Raw genomic sequence first — 15,479 nt, forward strand, 5'->3', positions numbered from 1 at the left:
TGTTTAACTGCGGCGGCGCGGCTATTGATAGCGGATGCGACTCACCCGAGCCGCCTTGGTCATTGTTCGTATTATAGAACGACATTCTAAAATGTATGTTGAACGGTGCGGGACGTCAAGATAGTGCGGACCCGATATGACCAGGGTTCGTCCGTAGTGCACCGCAACGGGACAAAGGCGATATGCTGGGGACACCCGATATCAAAGCCATATCACGTCATGGAATTGCGGCATCTCAGACACTTCGTTGCGGTTGCGGAGACCCAGCACTTTGGCCGTGCGGCTGCGCGCCTGGGCATGGCGCAGCCGCCGCTCAGCCAGTCGATCATGCGGCTGGAGGAGCAGCTTGGTATCAAGCTGCTCGAACGTACACCGCGAGGCGTTTCGCTCACAGCCGCCGGAGCCGCGTTGCTCGCGGAAGCGAAGCCACTGATCGCGCAAGCGGAGCTGGCCGAGCGGCGCGTGCGGCAAGCCGCCGACGAACTGGCGAGCCTGAGCGTAGCGTTCGTGCCGATGTGTGCACTGCGAATCATGCCGCTAGCCATTCAGGGGCTTCGCAAGCAATGGCCGGGCGTTGACGTCCGGTTGATCGAGCGCGGCAGTGCTTTGACCGTCGCCAGCGTGAAAAACGGCAGCATCGACCTGGGCGTGGTAGTCACCAGCTCGGCGGACGTCTCCGGTTTGGAAAGCGTGGTCATCGAGCGTCTGCGTGTGGTGGCCGCGGTTCCGGCGAAGTGGCCCGTGGCGGCGCAGCCTTCAATTCGTATCGCGGATCTCGCGCGATACCCGCTCATCATGTTCCCTCAGCAGATGTCGCAGCCGCTGTTCGCTGCGTTCGATACAGCGCGCCGCGAGGCGGGGCTGTCGCCGCGGGTGACCCAGCAAGCGCGCCATCCATACACGATGCTCAACCTCGTGTCTCATGAACTGGGCATCGGTCTAATGCTGGACTCGGCGCGATACCTGCCCGTGGAGGGTGTCGCCTTCGTCGACATCGAGGACGTTCCGGCTGCAGGCGAAACTGAGGTGTCGCTGGTGTGGGCCGATAGACCTCACAAGCCCTACCACCGTTCTATGCTCGACATCATGCGCGATATCGCGTCGCCGGCGGCGGGGTGATACGCGCAATCGCACTGCTCGACAGCTTCGTCCATGCTGCTCCTTTCGTCATCCGCTTCCCGTTCATCTTGACACTCCAAGGTGGTGTGTTTATCTTTGCGAATGACGTTCAGAAAACAACCCGCTCGCGCGGCGAGCCAAAGGAGGAGCAATGAGCACGAATGTGGCGAGTCTTTTCAATCTCGATCAGAAAGTGGCGGTGGTAACAGGGGCGGGCTCAGGCATCGGCCGCGAGACGGCTTTGCTGCTGGCGTCGGCCGGCGCGGCGGTGGTCGCGGCGGACCTGAATGAGGAAGCGGTGCAGCAGACGGCCAGGCAAATCGAAAGTGCGTCTGGCAAGGCTATCGCGATCAAAGTGGACATCGGCGATGAATCGTCGATTCTTGCGATGTACGAAACGGTGCAGGCCAAACTTGGGCGCCTCGACATTCTCGTGAACAACGCGGGTATCTATCCGAAGACGCAATTCGTCGAGACGTCGGCAGAAAAGTGGGACAAGGTGCTCGGCATCAACTTGCGCGGCACCTTCCTCTGCATGCGAGAAGCGATCAAGCGAATGCAAGGTGCCAAAAACGGCGGTTCCATTATCAATATTTCGTCGGTGGCTTCGCTGCAGCCGGTGATTTTCGACAACGGTGACTACGGCGCGTCGAAGGCGGGTGTCAACAACCTCACCAAGGTGGCAGCGCTCGAATTCGCAGCAGACGGAATTCGCGTGAACGCAGTGCTGCCCGGCGGCGTGGCAACCGAGGGCGCGGCCGCATCGACGAAGGTTCATCAGGCCCACGGGCCGATCACCCAACCTGGCCGCATGCCGCTGGGCCGCATCGGCGTCGCCTCCGATATCGCCAGGGCAGTGTTGTTTTTCGCGTCGCCGGCATCGGACTACGTCACCGGTCAGCTTCTCGCTGTCGACGGCGGCTTCCAGGTCTCCTGATTACTCGTCTGCGTGTCATTTTCGAATCGCTAAGCTGCGTCGAGAACGCGGCTTAGCACTGCAATTGCCTTTCCCCGATTGATTGCCGACCCGTTCGCACACACGTCCATGTGTGCAGCGGGCGCTCGCGCATGCGCGTCGGTCTGTGCCTTGTCGGGTAGTGAAAACACCGACGCCGTTAATTGAACGACGTGTTGCATAACCATATTCCATGGCCTAGGATGTCCATCAAGAGGCGCCATGCAAGCGCCCGAGAGGCATAAGCCTGATCGGAGACATGCGATGTACTTTCTCGACAGCGATTTACGTGGTCCTCTTGCCGACTATACGTACGACTATCGTCGCCAGCGCGCTGAAAAGGGTGCTCCGTCGTCGGACGAATCGGCTCGCGCAAAGCAATCAAATTGGGTGGCGCGCGTGTTGGGCGCGGTGGCGCCTCGTGCTTTGGGCAAACTGCGGACGGAGGGCCGGGCGCGATGAAAACGCTGACTCGCGAGAGCGCTCGGGAAGCGCGTAGAGTATGGCTCCCACTCATTCTCCTGGCGATTTCCGCGGCGGCGGTCTGGCTGCTGCAACGCGATGTGCGCATGGAAGAGCTAGGCCGGTCCGCACTCTTCGACGTCGTGATGATGTTTGCCGTGCTCGGGGCGACGGCAATGGCGGGCATCGTCGGATGTGCGATTGCGAGCCGTGCGCGAGCGCAGGAAGCCGATTTGTCGACAGGCGAGGGTTATTGCTTCATTGGCGCCGTGATCGGTGCGGTCGTCTTTTTTGTCACCATGACTATCTAACGGTAGAAGCCATGAATGAAGAACTGAGCGCACGCGTCGAAGCACTGTTGGATAAGCAGGACATACTCGAATGCGTACACCGCTATTGCCGCGGGGTCGATCGCATGGACCGGAAGTTGACGCTGTCGGCGTACCATCCGGACGCAATCGACGACCACGGCGCATTCGTCGGAGATGCAGAGGAATTCGTTGACTGGGCCTTTGCGTACCATACCGAGCATCAGTTGTCGCACCACCATATGGTGTTCAATCACAGCGTCGAATTGCAGGGCGACGAGGCGCACGGGGAGACGTACTGGCTTTTCTTCGGAGAAAATCGCGTCAAGCCAGACACGCTAGCGGTGGGGCGCTATATCGACCGCTTCGAAAAGCGTGATGGCGTATGGGCGATTGCCGCCCGTGTCTGCATCTCCGAAGCGATCAACGAACTGACCCCGGCGGAAGTGCCCTCTGCGTGGCGCGAAATCCTGATGGGCAATGGCGTCAGTGAACGAAATCGTGAAGACGTCTCTTACGAACGGCCTTTAAAGACGCGCCAACCCAGCGAGGTTTAAGGCCAGACGCAAGCCTGCAACGACGCTTGCCACCACGGATACCAGCATCGATTTGCCATGAAAGCCAACGTCGGCAGGAAGCCGACGTTGGCTTTCAGCTATTGGGTAATGGCGCAATCGTGCTGTGACCGACAATCGACAGAAACTCGCGGCGGGTGGAAGGATCGTCACGGAATGCGCCCAGCATTCGACTCGTCACCAGCGATGCGCCGGGCTTGTGCACGCCTCGCGTACTCATGCACTGATGCGCGGCTTCGAGAATGACAGCGACTCCCTTCGGCTGCAGCACGGTGTTCAGCGCATCGGCGATCTGAACGGTCATCTTCTCCTGAATCTGTAGGCGCTTGGCATAGACATCGACGAGGCGCGCGAGTTTGGAGATGCCGACCACGCGATGCTCGGGCAAATAGGCAACGTGCGCACGTCCGATGATGGGCACCATATGGTGTTCGCAGTAGCTCTCGAAACGGATGTCCTTTAGCACCACCATCTCGTCGTAGCCATCCACTTCGGAAAACGTGGTGGCGAGAATCTGCATCGGATCGGAGTCATAGCCCGAGAAGAACTCGCGGTATGCGCGCGCCACCCGTGCAGGTGTTTGAATGAGACCTTCCCTTTCGGGATCGTCACCGGCCCATCGGATCAGCGTGCGAACGGCTTGTTCCGCCTCGTCCCGCGTGGGGCGAATCGACGCTTCCGCAGCGCCAATCTGATTGTCTCGCTTGTTCATCAACTCTCCTGATCATTCATGCCTCGTGCAATCGCATCGGCGTCCGCGAGTGCGGCACACGACTGTCGGTGATGTGGAGGAAGTGTATATAATTGCACAGTGTTCGTAAATACAAACGACCGGCGAATCTGACACGCGACGTTCGACCATTGCGGGTCGAAAAATCAGGTTGCACTTACACAGGGATCAGCACATGAAAACGCGCATTACAGAGCTGCTTGGGATTCGATACCCCATTGTTCAAGGGGGCATGATGTGGGTGGGTCGCGCTGAACTTGCCGCTGCCGTCTCGAACGCCGGTGCGCTCGGCACCATCACCGCTCTCACGCAGCCCACGCCCGAGGCGCTGCGCAACGAGATCGCTCGGGTTCGCTCAATGACGGATCAGCCGTTCGCCGTCAACCTGACCATTCTGCCGACGATCAAGCCAGTGCCGTACGACGAGTACGTGCAAGCGGTCGTGGAGAACGGTGTGAAGATCGTCGAGACGGCGGGCCGCAATCCCGAGCCATATATGCCCGCATTCAAGGCTGCGGGAATCAAGGTCATCCACAAGTGCACGTCGGTGCGTCACGCGCTGAAAGCGGAGGCGTTGGGCTGCGACGCCGTGAGCGTGGACGGATTCGAGTGCGCCGGACATCCGGGCGAGGACGACGTGCCCAATCTGATCCTGTTGCCGGCCGCGGCCGCGAAACTGCATATTCCGATGCTTGCGTCAGGCGGCATTGCCGATGCGCGCGGCATGGTCGCCGCGCTCGCGCTCGGCGCGGATGGGATCAATATGGGTACGCGCTTCATGGCGACGCGGGAGGCGCCGATTCACGAGAACGTCAAGCGCAGGCTCGTAGAGCATGACGAGCGCAATACGGCGTTGATCTTCCGCACGCTGAAGAACACGTCGCGTATCTTCAGGAATTCGGTAGCGGAGCAGGTGTTGGAACTCGAGCAAAAAGAGGGGGTGACGTTTGCGGATCTCAAGCCGCTGGTGAGCGGTGAGCGCGGTAAGCGAGTGTACGAGACGGGTGACACCGAAGACGGAACGTTTCCGGCTGGCCTCGCAATCGGGCTTATCGAGGATATTCCCACCTGCGCGGAACTCGTGAGTCGGATGGTCGCCGAGGCGCGCGCACTCATTCATGGCCGGCTGGCCGCGCTTGTAGAAGAGAGCTGAGTCCGCAACAAGACGGCCGTCGAACAAGGCTGCCCGTGCCCCCGGTTTTAGCGGACGTGGCAGCCGATGGATGCATGACGATCACAATCATGCCTGCGAAGTCGGACGACCTTGTTCGTCGAGTCGTTCGAGATGCGCCAGCAGCGACCGGGATGCCGCTGGCCAGAGCCTTTCGGGAACATCGGTATAAGCAAGACGCAGCCAGTCGTCGATCGAACCGGTCGGCAGTGCCTTTACCGCGCCGGCGATCTTTGCTTCCCGGGCGAGACGGTGTGCCCCTTGAGGCGGGCGATCTGGTCATGCGGTCGGTCCAGCACGTACCCATGGGCGGGCAGAATAAAGTCGATCTCACGTTCGGTGCAAATCGCGTTCAACCGGTCGAGTGACGTAAGGTACGCCGTCATGTTGCCGTCGGGAGGATCGATGATGGTCGTGCTGCCATTCAGAATGTGATCGCCGCTGAATAGCAGTCCGTCTTCCAGAAGGACCAGGCACACGTGGTTGCTTGCGTGCCCCGGTGTCGAGACGACCAGCAATCGATGCGTCTCGCCGTCATGCGCAAGTGTCAGCACATCGCCATCGAGCAATCCCGGTGTCGTGTTTAACAATGAGAATGGCGTTCAGAAATTAGTGCAATTTTTGTTTTCTGTCCACGTTGTTGTGCGATGCGCAAGGCCGCGATCGTGCCGGACATTGCGCGCATCATTCGCGCCAGATTGCGTGTGTGCTATCAGGCCTTCCTCGTGGTTGACGACGGATAGACGTGGCTGGGATTTCGCGTTATTCTGGTTCAACTAGATGATCGACGTTCAATTATTGGTTGAACTTGGCCCGCAACATTTCCAGGTATCGGAAGGCGATGCGAGCGCTCGCGGGACATGACTTGCCAGATAACAACAGGACGACTCAGATGGATGCAGGTACGGCTTCGCACGATGCCCTGATGGATGTGCCGTTTCGCCCGATTCGCGTCGGCAGCATGGATGCCATCGTCGAGCGAAGGCCAGACGGAAGCGTGGTGTATGAACTGCAGGAACCGCTCCAGGCGTATCCCGTCCGCTTGACGGAGCGGCTCGAACACTGGGCGAGCGTCACGCCCGAGCGCGCGTTGCTCGCGCGGCGGACGCCGGACGGCAAGTCATGGGAGTCTCTGACCTACCGCCAGGCGTTCGACGGTGCGCGTGCGCTGGGGCAGGCGCTGCTCGATCGAGGATTGTCGCCGTCTCGTCCGTTGATGATTCTTTCCGATCGAAGCTTTGAACACGCGCTCTTCGCGCTCGCCGCATTGCACGTCGGGATTCCCTATATCCCGGTGGCGCCCGCGTATTCGCTGTTATCGCAGGACTTTTCGAAGCTCAGGCAACTCGCGGCGGTATGCACGCCCGGCCTCGTCTTCGCGGAGGACGGCGCGCAGTATGGCCGTGCATTGCGTGAGGTGTTCGGCGACGTGGAATGTGTCGTCGTCGGTCCGTTGCCGGAGGGTCGTGGCGGTTCGCGCGTCGCGCAGTGGCTGAAGACGCCGGTTACAGCCGACGTCGACAAGGCGTTCAAGGCAGTCGGCCCGGATACGGTGGGCAAGATCATGTTTACTTCGGGAACGACAGGCGCACCGAAAGGCGTGATCTACCCGCAGCGCATGTTGTGCAGCAATCGACAGCAAGTCGCCCAGGTGTTCGCGTTTCTTCAGGACGGGCCATCGGATCTCGTCGACTGGCTGCCTTGGCATCACACTTTTGGCGGCACGCATAACTTCGGCATGGTGCTGTACGGCGGGGGGACTTACTACCTGGACCCAGGCAAGCCAACGCCGGAGGAAATTGGCCCGACGGTGCAGGCATTGCGTGAAATCGCGCCGGCGGTCTACCTCAATACGCCGCAAGGGTTGGCCTCGCTCATTCCGCATCTGCAGGCGGACAAGGCACTGCGCGAGAAATTCTTTAGCAAACTCGCGCTCATCTACTACGGCGGCGCAAGTCTGCCGAAATACATCTGGGCTCAACTCGACGAGCTCGCGGTGCGTACCATCGGCCAGCGTGTGCTCATCATGTCGGGCATCGGCAGCACGGAAGCAGGCCCAACGCCGCTATCGGCGGCCTGGGATCCGCGACGCGAAGCGATTGCGGGGTTGCCCGTGCCCGGCGTCAAAGTGAAGGTGGCGCCGGTCGGCGCAAAGCTGGAAATCCGTTTCCTCGGCGACTGTGTGACGCCCGGCTATTGGAAAGATCCCGAGCGCACCGCCGCCGCGTTCGACGAGGAAGGCTATTTCCGCTCCGGTGACGCAGCAACGTTCATCGACCCGCAGCGCCTCGAACTGGGACTGCGCTTCGACGGACGCATTGCGGAAAATTTCAAGCTGTCCTCGGGCACCTGGGTCAACGTCGCCGAGTTGCGACTGTACGCGCTGAACGTGTTGGGCCCGTATGCGCGGGATATCGTGATTGCCGGGCACGACCGCGACTACCTGAGCGCGCTCGTCTTCCCTGACATCGAAGCGTGCCGTGCGCTTTGCGACGACCTTCACGATCCGATGCCGGGCGCCGACCAGATCATCAACAGCCGCGGCGTGCGCGCGTTCTTCCAGACCGGACTCGACCAGCTCGCCGCGCGTCCTGGCGGCAGCTCTACGCGCATTGCGCGCATCGTGCTCGAAAGCGAGCAGCCGACGCTCGATAACGGCGAATTGAGTGCAAAGAGCGCAATCAGCCAACGCAATGTGCTCGAGCGACGGCGCGGTGTCGTGGACGAGCTTTATTGCGTGCCGCCCACGCCGCGCACATTGGTCGGCAACGCTGGCGCAGCAGCGGGCGCAGATCGAGTTCAACGTACTGAAAACGCTGGAAGCTAAACCATGGATTTTCGCGTAGATCCCGCGGACATCGCATTCCGCAAAGAAGTTCGTGCGTTCCTCAACGAGCATTTGCCGGCCGACCTGGCCTTTCGCGGGCAGCAGGGCTTTCTGGCAGGTGACGACGATTCACAGCGCTGGACTCGCATCTTGCACGAAACGCACGGCTGGTCGGTGCCGCATTGGCCGGTTGCTGACGGCGGCACGGGGTGGACCGCGATGCAGCGTTACATCTTCGAGGAAGAATGCTATCTGGCAGGCGCACCGATACAGAATCAGGCGGGCGTGTCGCTCGTCGGACCCGTGATTTGCGAGTTCGGCAACGAAGAGCAGAAGCGCCGCTTTCTTCCTCCTATTCAGCGTGGTGAAGTGTTCTGGGTACAGGGTTTTTCAGAGCCGGGCTCGGGTTCCGATCTTGCATCGCTACGTACGACGGCGGTTCGCGATGGAGACCACTACATCGTCAATGGACAGAAGATCTGGACCAGCTTCGGCGCCTACGGTCAATGGAATTTCGTGCTGGTCCGCACGGATAGCGAAGCGAAGCCACAAAAGGGCATTTCCTTCCTGCTGCTCGACATGTCGTCGCCGGGCGTTACCGTACGGCCGATCGCGTCGCTCGATGGCTGCCATCACCTGGCGGAAGTCTTCTACGACAACGTGCGTGTGCCCGCTGAAAACCTTATCGGCGAGGTCAACAAGGGGTGGGGATACACCAAGTTTCTGCTGTTTAACGAGCGGGCGTTTCTTGGCGCTGAAGCGCCTGCCCTCAAGCGCTATCTGCGCAAGATCCGGCACTACGCCTCGCGCGAACGGATGGCCGGCAAGCCATTGATCCAGGATCCGACGTTTGCGGCACGTTTCGCGCAGCACGAATTGGAGGTTCGCGCTATCGACATGGCGGTGCAGAAAATCCTGCATCAAGGGATAGACGAGCGCAGCGGCGGTATGGCGATCGGATCCATGCTCAAAGTGCGCGGATCTGAACTCCATCAGAAGCTCACGGAGATGCTGCTTGAGGTGATCGGCGATTACGGCGCCGTGTTCTATCCCGATCCGAATGAAGAGCGAGAGCTGCGCGACGCCCGGTTCATCGGACCTGAATACGCGCCAGGCCTGGCGGCAGAGGTCTTCTATCGACGGGCTTGCTCGATCTATGGCGGGACGGCCGAAATTCAGCGAAACATCATCGCCAAAGCACTGTTCGATCTTTGACGCCGTATCGAGTCACGACGGTCTTCGATCCCCGAGACGTGGGATCGCATCAATTGCCGGCATAAAGAGGGTGCAGCATGGACTTCGAGTTGAGCGACGAACAGCGGATGTTGCAGGAAAGCGCGCAACGCTTCTTGCAAAAGAGTTATACGTTCGAACATCGTCGCAATCTTGCTTCGCAAGGAGGCGGATTTTCGCGCGAGACGTGGCGTACGTTCGGCGAAATGGGTTGGCTCGGTGTCGCGGTGCCGGATGAATTGGGCGGGCTCGGTTTCTCGTCAGTCGAAAGCGCCATCGTGGCCGAGCAGATCGGGCGCGCGCTGGTGCTGGAACCATACGTGATGTGTAGTGTGTTTCCTGCGTCGCTTGTCACGCGCTGCGGGCGAGACGGGCAGCGCGAGGCGATACTTGGCGAGATCGTTTCAGGCGAGACTGTCTACGCAGTCGCGCACAGTGAACGTGAAGCGCGGGGTCAGGTGCATTACGTGACGGCCGCCGCGAAGAAGACAGAGGACGGGTCTTGGCGGCTGGACGGCTATAAGACGCTCGTGGTTGGAGCGCCCGTTGCAGACCGTCTGCTTGTTGTCGCGCGCGCGGCGGGTGCAGCCGATGCCACGGACGGCATCGGGGTTTTCGTCGTCGATCCGAAGCAGGCAGGCGTGACGCTGAAGACTTGCGCGTTGCTCGACGGCACGCCATCTGCCGACTTGCTGCTCGATGGTGTGATCGTCGCGGAATCGAATGTTCTGGGTGAGGCTGGGCGAGCGTTCGAAGGACTGCAGGCCGCCGTTGACGAAGCGGTCGTTGCGATCTGTGCCGAACTGGTGGGCGATATGGAAGACGCTATCGAGCTCGCGGCGGAGTACTTGAAAACGCGCAAGCAGTTCGGGGTGGCGATTGGCAGCTTCCAGGCGCTGCAACACCGGATGGCCGACATGGCGATCGAAGCGATGCAGGCGCGCGCAACCCTGCACCGTGCGTTGCTCTCTATCAGCGAGGACAGGGAGAACCGGAGCGTCGAAATCTCGGGCTGCAAGGCACAGACCACTCGTGGCGCGAAGTTCGTCACGCAACAGGGTATCCAGTTGCACGGTGGCTACGGCATCACGGATGAATACAAGGTGGGCCATCACTATCGCCGTCATCTGGTGCTCGACGCATTGTTCGGCAACACGGACTACCACCTGAATCGCTACGCACGCCAGATTCAGCACGAGGCATTGGTCGCGGCGGCGTGAACCCTTTCGAGGCATTGCCATGAACGCGAAAGCAACCGATCTGCTCGGCGTGCAGAGTGACGGAACGGTTCTCACGTTGACACTGAACCGGCCCGCGGCCCGCAACGCACTGAACCTCGCATTGACCGAAGCGCTGGTCGACGCATTGCATCGTTTCGAAGCGGACCAAAGCCTGCGCGTCCTTATCGTGACGGGCGCCGATCCGGCCTTTTGTGCTGGGCTCGACCTGAATGATTTTTCCGCGCCCGATGCGCCGCGCATGCGGGTCGCGGACATGATCGATATGTGGCCGCGCATCACCAAGCCGGTAATCGCGGCGGTCAACGGCGCTGCCGTTACAGGCGGACTGGAACTTGCAATGGGGTGCGATTTCATCATTGCGTCCGAGCGTGCGCGCTTTGCCGACACGCACACGAAAATCGGCGCGCTCGCGGGGGGCGGCATGACCGCGAGGTTGCCGTATATCGTGGGTCCGCGGTGGGCGAAGCAGTTCAGCTTGACGAGCGATCCGATTGACGCGGCCACGGCGTTGCGCATCGGCCTCGTGAACGAGGTGGTCAGCCACGAGCAACTGATGGAGCGGGCAGCATCACTAGCGAAGACGATTGCGAGCCGCCGACCCGAGCTCGTCGCGACGGTCAAGCGGGTGATCGATCAGGGTGCGCTAGCTTCGCTGGAAGAGGCGTTGCGGATCGAGAAGGCGGCATTGGCGCAAAGAAAGCAAAGCGGCGGCATGGCGTGGCAGGTGGGGAAATAATCGCTTGCCTGAGCGAAGCGCGCGACGCGAGGGCTTTCATCGACAAGCCTCCATTTTTGTGGAGTACGTACGCCCTCATCGCTTTTTGACCTCACGGACAAGGTCGCAATCGTCACCGGATCGAGTCGCGGCATTGGCTATGCCAGTGCGCTCGGCATGGCGGAACATGGCGCCAAAGTCGTCGTTTTCGGCCGTAACGCCGACGCCTGCGAAACTGCCGCGCAAGGCATCAACGAAAAGGTCGGAACTCGGGTGGCCTTGCCGTTTGCCTGCAACATCGGCCGAAAAGCGGAATTGCAAGGTCTCGTGGCTGCGGCGAACGGCGAGTGGGGCAGGGGCGACATCGTGATGGCCAATGCCGCGATTCACCCATGGATAGGCTCGGCACTCGATCTGCAAGACGAAACGTTCAACAAGTTCATGGAGGTCAACGTCCAGAGCAATATCTGGCTCGCGCAGATGACTGTGCCCGGCATGATCGAGCGTGGCTTTGGGCGGTTTATTTCGGTGGCATCCGTGGTTGGCCTGTTCGGCGATGCCGTGACGGGAACCTACGGGCTCACCAAAGCCGCCGACATGCAACTCGTGAGAAACCTCGCGATGGAATTCGCCGCAAAGGGCGTCACCGCCAATTGCATCGCGCCTGGCACCTTCAAGACCGAGATGGCGCGATCGCAATGGGAGGACGAGGCGATGGTCGAATGGTACCGTGGTCGCAATCCATAACAGCGCTTCGGTGAGGTCGACGAGATCGCTGGGCTAGCCGTGATGCTCGCATCGCGTTCGGGCGGCTATATTAACGGCCAGACGATCGCGGTGGATGGCGGCCACACGATCTCGTTTCGCTGACCTGCAGGAGGGAAGGACATGGTGCGCCCCCAGATGTTCAGGACGCGAATCACCGATCTGCTCGGCATTCGTCACCCGATACCGAAGAGAACGTTGCCTGCGTGGAGACCGGTGACCGTTGAGGCGGACAGGCAAGCGCAGCGCTGCCGCTACTCCAGCCACGTCCTGATACCCGCGATGTAGTCGGCCATTTGCCTGCGAGCCTGCTCTTTATCGCGGGCAATGATCGCGCGCGCGATCTCGCGATGGTATTCCTTGATCCTCGCCACGACGCGGTCGCGGTCCGTTCGGCTGCGCCGATGAAACGTGGAATGCGCATCGGCCAGTTGCAGGACGATGCCGTCGAAGAGACACAGTGCGGGATCGCCGCAAAGTTCAGCGAGCAGGAAATGAAATCGCAGCAACTCATCGGCGCCGGCACGACCGTCGAGTGGCGCCTCGGCCTGAACCTGGTCGTGCACGCGTCGCTCACCTTCATGGTCGAGCCGTTCGATGACGAGATTCAGGACGGCCAGTTCGAGCGTGCGGCGCGTCGCGAGGATATCGCGCGGCGCGATGCCCGCATACTCCAGATAGACGCTGACTGCCTGCATCGTCGCGCTCAGGTCCGGCTGGGCGACGATCACGCCGCCTGCGGTGCCGCGCTGCACCCTCACGATGGAGTGGTGCTCGAGCAAGCGGATCGCTCCGCGCAACGCAGCGCGACTTACTCCATGGACCTTCATCAATTCCTGCTCGGAGCCGAGCGGTAGTCCTGCCGGCCATCCCAGATCGATGATGTGTTTCAGCAGCGCCATGAAGAGCGTCTGCGCGCGCGTGATCGGTGCGCCGATCGCATTGCGCTTGCGGCGCGACTCGGCAGTTTGGGGCAGCGCAGGCGTCATCGCGGCCAGCATCGAGAGCCACTGCTGGCGCGGGGCTTGGCCAGGATGCATGTTGTCGCGCAGCTTTTCGCGGCGTTGCGCGGCGAACTGGCTGAAGAGGGCGACGTCGGCTGCCGGGACGACCAGTGTCAGGCTCACCATGCCTTCGGCCTTCTTGCGGGTGCGATAAGCGGCGACGCGTTCGGCAGACGACTTTGGCATGTCCGGGATCAGTATTAAATGCGAACGTCGTTCAATATATCGCACATGATCGTTACGTGTAACGAAGTTTTCGTGCGCGCAGGCAGCGCGCGTTTCCGGACCGCAGAGAAAGCCGGTAAATCAATACGTTAGCTCCTGTGCCCCTGTGCTGATCGCGCGCCGGGCGTGCTCGTGGCCAGACGGGCGGATCGATCGGTTTTCGGCCACGCGCGAGGATACCTATAGTGAGCCGCTCCAACCACTTCACCATCGTGACGGGTGTAACGACCATGAGCGACACCAAACTATCCATGCCGCGCCGCGGCGACTTTGGCTGGCAGCCTCTTGTCAGCGCCTTCGAGCCCACCATCGAGGACATGCTGTCCAACCGCGCCTACTTCGGCATGCCGCCCGAAGCGCTCTACCTGTGGGGAACGCTGCGCGACGAGGATGGCGAGATCTATTGCCCGATGCGGCGGATTCCCGCTGGCCTGCGGACCGACGCGAAGGACACGCGGCGGCGTTTCTACCTGTGCACGACGCTCGGCCACGACGACGGCATGCATATGCATCCGGTAGGCAAGGAATCGGTGCCGAACGATGGATTCGCAAGAACGCTCGAAGAGGAGCGCATCCACTGGCGAAGCCACCCGCAGGCGCCCGGCAATCGCTTTCACGTCACCTGGACGCCCGAGGATTGCAGCTGGTACGAAGAGAACGGCATGGATATCAAAGGCAAGCTCGTCAAGCCCGGCATGCACTGGTATCTGCCGGGCCGCGACGCGGGCATGTACTACGTCGCGAACATCTTCGAGATGGAAGGGACGATACTCGGAAAGAAGGTACGCGGCATGATCGGCTTCGATCCGATCCATATGTACGAGGGCGGCGAGATCTACAAGACGAAAGATGCGCTGGTGCAGGAGAAGCTGGAACTCGTCTGGTACACGTGGGCGACGCGTTATAAGGACGGCAGCATCGACTTCGGGCACTTCACGCTCGGTAACGACATGTTCGGCTTCGCGATTCTCGGCAACGAGAAGGGCGAGGTGCGCTTTACCTATGACGTGACGGGCACCATCGATTTCGGCGCGAATGGGTATTGGCAGGAAGGCATCCGTTACTCAGCGTTCGGCGAAAAGTGGGAGTTCATGCCCGATCCGAAGGGGCGCCTGGTCGGCCTCGGCACGCTAAAGAACCCGCAAGTGGACGGCCGGTGGCGCCGCGTTGGCGACACACGCGAACCGGACGTCTGGTTTGCGTGGGGAGAGGCAGCACCGGAGCACGGCGATCGCCCGGTCAACCGGCTGCCGGGCCTGGGCACGCGTGTCGGCGTGAACTTCCGCAAATACTGAACTTCGGCGCGCGTATGCGAAAAGGGCGACGCCGAAGCTGAGCGTCGCCCCGCCGGCATTTCCGCCGGTCACTTCACGTACTTGCGAAACTCAGGCTTGCGCTTTTCGCGGAACGCATTGCCGCCTTCCTTCGATTCGTCGGTGTCGTAGTACATCGCAAGCGCCTGCATCGCGAACGCGCCGATGCCGCGGATGTTCTCGGTATCGATATTGAACGAGCGCTTTGCGAGCGCAATAGCGGTGGGGCTCATCTGCAGAATCTCGTCGCACCACTTCTTCGTTTCGGCGTCGAGTTGTTCCGCAGGCACGACGGCGTTGATGAGACCCCAGTCGAGCGCCTGTTTCGCGCTGTATTTGCGGCACAGGTACCAGATTTCGCGCGCGCGCTTCTCGCCGACGATGCGCGCGAGGTAGGCGGTGCCGAAGCCCGGATCGACCGACCCGACCTTCGGGCCGACCTGACCGAAGACCGCGGTCTCGGCAGCGATGGCGAGATCGCAGAGCGTCACCAGCACGTTGCCGCCGCCGATTGCATAGCCGTTCACGCGTGCGATCACGGGCTTCGGAATGTCGCGGATGATGCTTTGCAGTTCCTCGATCGGCAGGCCGACGGTGCCGCGCCCGTTGTAGCCATCGCCGGACTGGTCGCCGCCCGTGCAGAACGCCTTGTCGCCTGCGCCCGTGAGCACCACGACGCCGATATCCTTGTTCCATCCCGCGAGGCCGAAGGCCTTGATGAGCTCCTCGACGGTGTTGGCGCTGAATGCGTTGTACACCTTCGGGCGATTGATGGTGATCGTCGCGACCCCGTCCGCCTCCTGATAGCCGATGTCCTTGAATTCCATGTCGTATTC

General features: G+C 61.1%; 13 protein-coding genes and 2 pseudogenes. 11 read left to right on the forward strand and 4 right to left on the reverse strand.

Annotated features, from left to right (window positions below):
- The first annotated feature begins 219 nt into the window (after positions 1-219).
- The 4 genes from HDG37_RS18680 (at position 220) to HDG37_RS18695 (ending at position 3,401) form a co-directional block, all read left to right on the forward strand.
- Positions 220-1,119, forward strand: coding sequence for a LysR family transcriptional regulator (locus HDG37_RS18680; protein ID WP_184050172.1), 900 nt, complete (start codon positions 220-222; stop codon positions 1,117-1,119).
- 151 nt (positions 1,120-1,270) lie between these two features.
- Positions 1,271-2,056, forward strand: coding sequence for an SDR family NAD(P)-dependent oxidoreductase (locus tag HDG37_RS18685; protein WP_184050175.1), 786 nt, complete (start codon positions 1,271-1,273; stop codon positions 2,054-2,056).
- 476 nt (positions 2,057-2,532) lie between these two features.
- On the forward strand, positions 2,533-2,847 hold the full coding sequence (locus HDG37_RS18690) for a hypothetical protein (protein ID WP_184050177.1): 315 nt from the start codon (positions 2,533-2,535) through the stop codon (positions 2,845-2,847).
- An 11-nt stretch (positions 2,848-2,858) separates the two neighbouring features.
- Positions 2,859-3,401: a nuclear transport factor 2 family protein gene (locus HDG37_RS18695; RefSeq protein WP_184050180.1), complete on the forward strand. Its 543-nt coding sequence runs from the start codon at positions 2,859-2,861 to the stop codon at positions 3,399-3,401.
- A 94-nt stretch (positions 3,402-3,495) separates the two neighbouring features.
- Here the strand turns inward: HDG37_RS18695 and folE are convergent, their stop codons facing one another.
- Positions 3,496-4,131: a GTP cyclohydrolase I FolE gene (gene folE / locus HDG37_RS18700; RefSeq protein WP_184050182.1), complete on the reverse strand. Its 636-nt coding sequence runs from the start codon at positions 4,129-4,131 to the stop codon at positions 3,496-3,498.
- 193 nt (positions 4,132-4,324) lie between these two features.
- Here folE and HDG37_RS18705 point away from each other — a divergent pair, with 193 nt between their 5' ends.
- Positions 4,325-5,302, forward strand: a complete 978-nt coding sequence (locus tag HDG37_RS18705; protein ID WP_184050184.1) for a nitronate monooxygenase family protein — start codon at positions 4,325-4,327, stop codon at positions 5,300-5,302.
- Positions 5,303-5,389: 87 nt separating this feature from the next.
- On the opposite strand, the pseudogene HDG37_RS18710 reads toward HDG37_RS18705, so the two are convergent.
- Positions 5,390-5,889 (reverse strand): annotated as a pseudogene (locus HDG37_RS18710) (MBL fold metallo-hydrolase); the annotation flags it as partial.
- Between the two features lie 323 nt (positions 5,890-6,212).
- Between HDG37_RS18710 and HDG37_RS18715 the strand changes: the two are divergent.
- From HDG37_RS18715 to HDG37_RS18735, 5 genes and pseudogenes are all read left to right on the forward strand, one after another.
- Complete coding sequence (locus tag HDG37_RS18715; RefSeq protein ID WP_184050186.1) at positions 6,213-8,147, forward strand: AMP-binding protein; 1,935 nt, start codon at positions 6,213-6,215, stop codon at positions 8,145-8,147.
- Between the two features lie 3 nt (positions 8,148-8,150).
- On the forward strand, positions 8,151-9,362 hold the full coding sequence (locus HDG37_RS18720; RefSeq protein WP_184050188.1) for an acyl-CoA dehydrogenase family protein: 1,212 nt from the start codon (positions 8,151-8,153) through the stop codon (positions 9,360-9,362).
- 77 nt (positions 9,363-9,439) lie between these two features.
- Positions 9,440-10,600, forward strand: a complete 1,161-nt coding sequence (locus tag HDG37_RS18725; RefSeq protein ID WP_184050190.1) for an acyl-CoA dehydrogenase family protein — start codon at positions 9,440-9,442, stop codon at positions 10,598-10,600.
- Between the two features lie 19 nt (positions 10,601-10,619).
- Positions 10,620-11,357 (forward strand): enoyl-CoA hydratase, encoded by a 738-nt coding sequence (locus tag HDG37_RS18730; protein WP_184050192.1) that lies wholly within the window; start codon positions 10,620-10,622, stop codon positions 11,355-11,357.
- 156 nt (positions 11,358-11,513) lie between these two features.
- Positions 11,514-12,206, forward strand: a pseudogene (locus HDG37_RS18735) (SDR family NAD(P)-dependent oxidoreductase).
- 149 nt (positions 12,207-12,355) lie between these two features.
- On the opposite strand, the gene HDG37_RS18740 reads toward HDG37_RS18735, so the two are convergent.
- The gene (locus HDG37_RS18740) at positions 12,356-13,291 is read right to left on the reverse strand and encodes a FadR/GntR family transcriptional regulator (RefSeq protein WP_184050194.1); all 936 of its coding nucleotides are present in this window, start codon (positions 13,289-13,291) and stop codon (positions 12,356-12,358) included.
- A gap of 269 nt (positions 13,292-13,560) precedes the next feature.
- On the opposite strand from HDG37_RS18740, the gene HDG37_RS18745 reads away from it, so the two are divergent.
- Positions 13,561-14,625, forward strand: a complete 1,065-nt coding sequence (locus HDG37_RS18745) for a hypothetical protein (protein ID WP_221312066.1) — start codon at positions 13,561-13,563, stop codon at positions 14,623-14,625.
- Between the two features lie 68 nt (positions 14,626-14,693).
- On the opposite strand, the gene HDG37_RS18750 is transcribed toward HDG37_RS18745, so the two are convergent.
- Positions 14,694-15,470, reverse strand: a complete 777-nt coding sequence (locus tag HDG37_RS18750; protein WP_184032198.1) for an enoyl-CoA hydratase-related protein — start codon at positions 15,468-15,470, stop codon at positions 14,694-14,696.
- Positions 15,471-15,479 lie beyond the last annotated feature (9 nt).

Origin of the sequence: Paraburkholderia sp. MM5384-R2 (genome assembly GCF_014201025.1) — a bacterium.
In the GTDB taxonomy this organism is placed as follows: Bacteria; Pseudomonadota; Gammaproteobacteria; order Burkholderiales; family Burkholderiaceae; genus Paraburkholderia; species Paraburkholderia tuberum.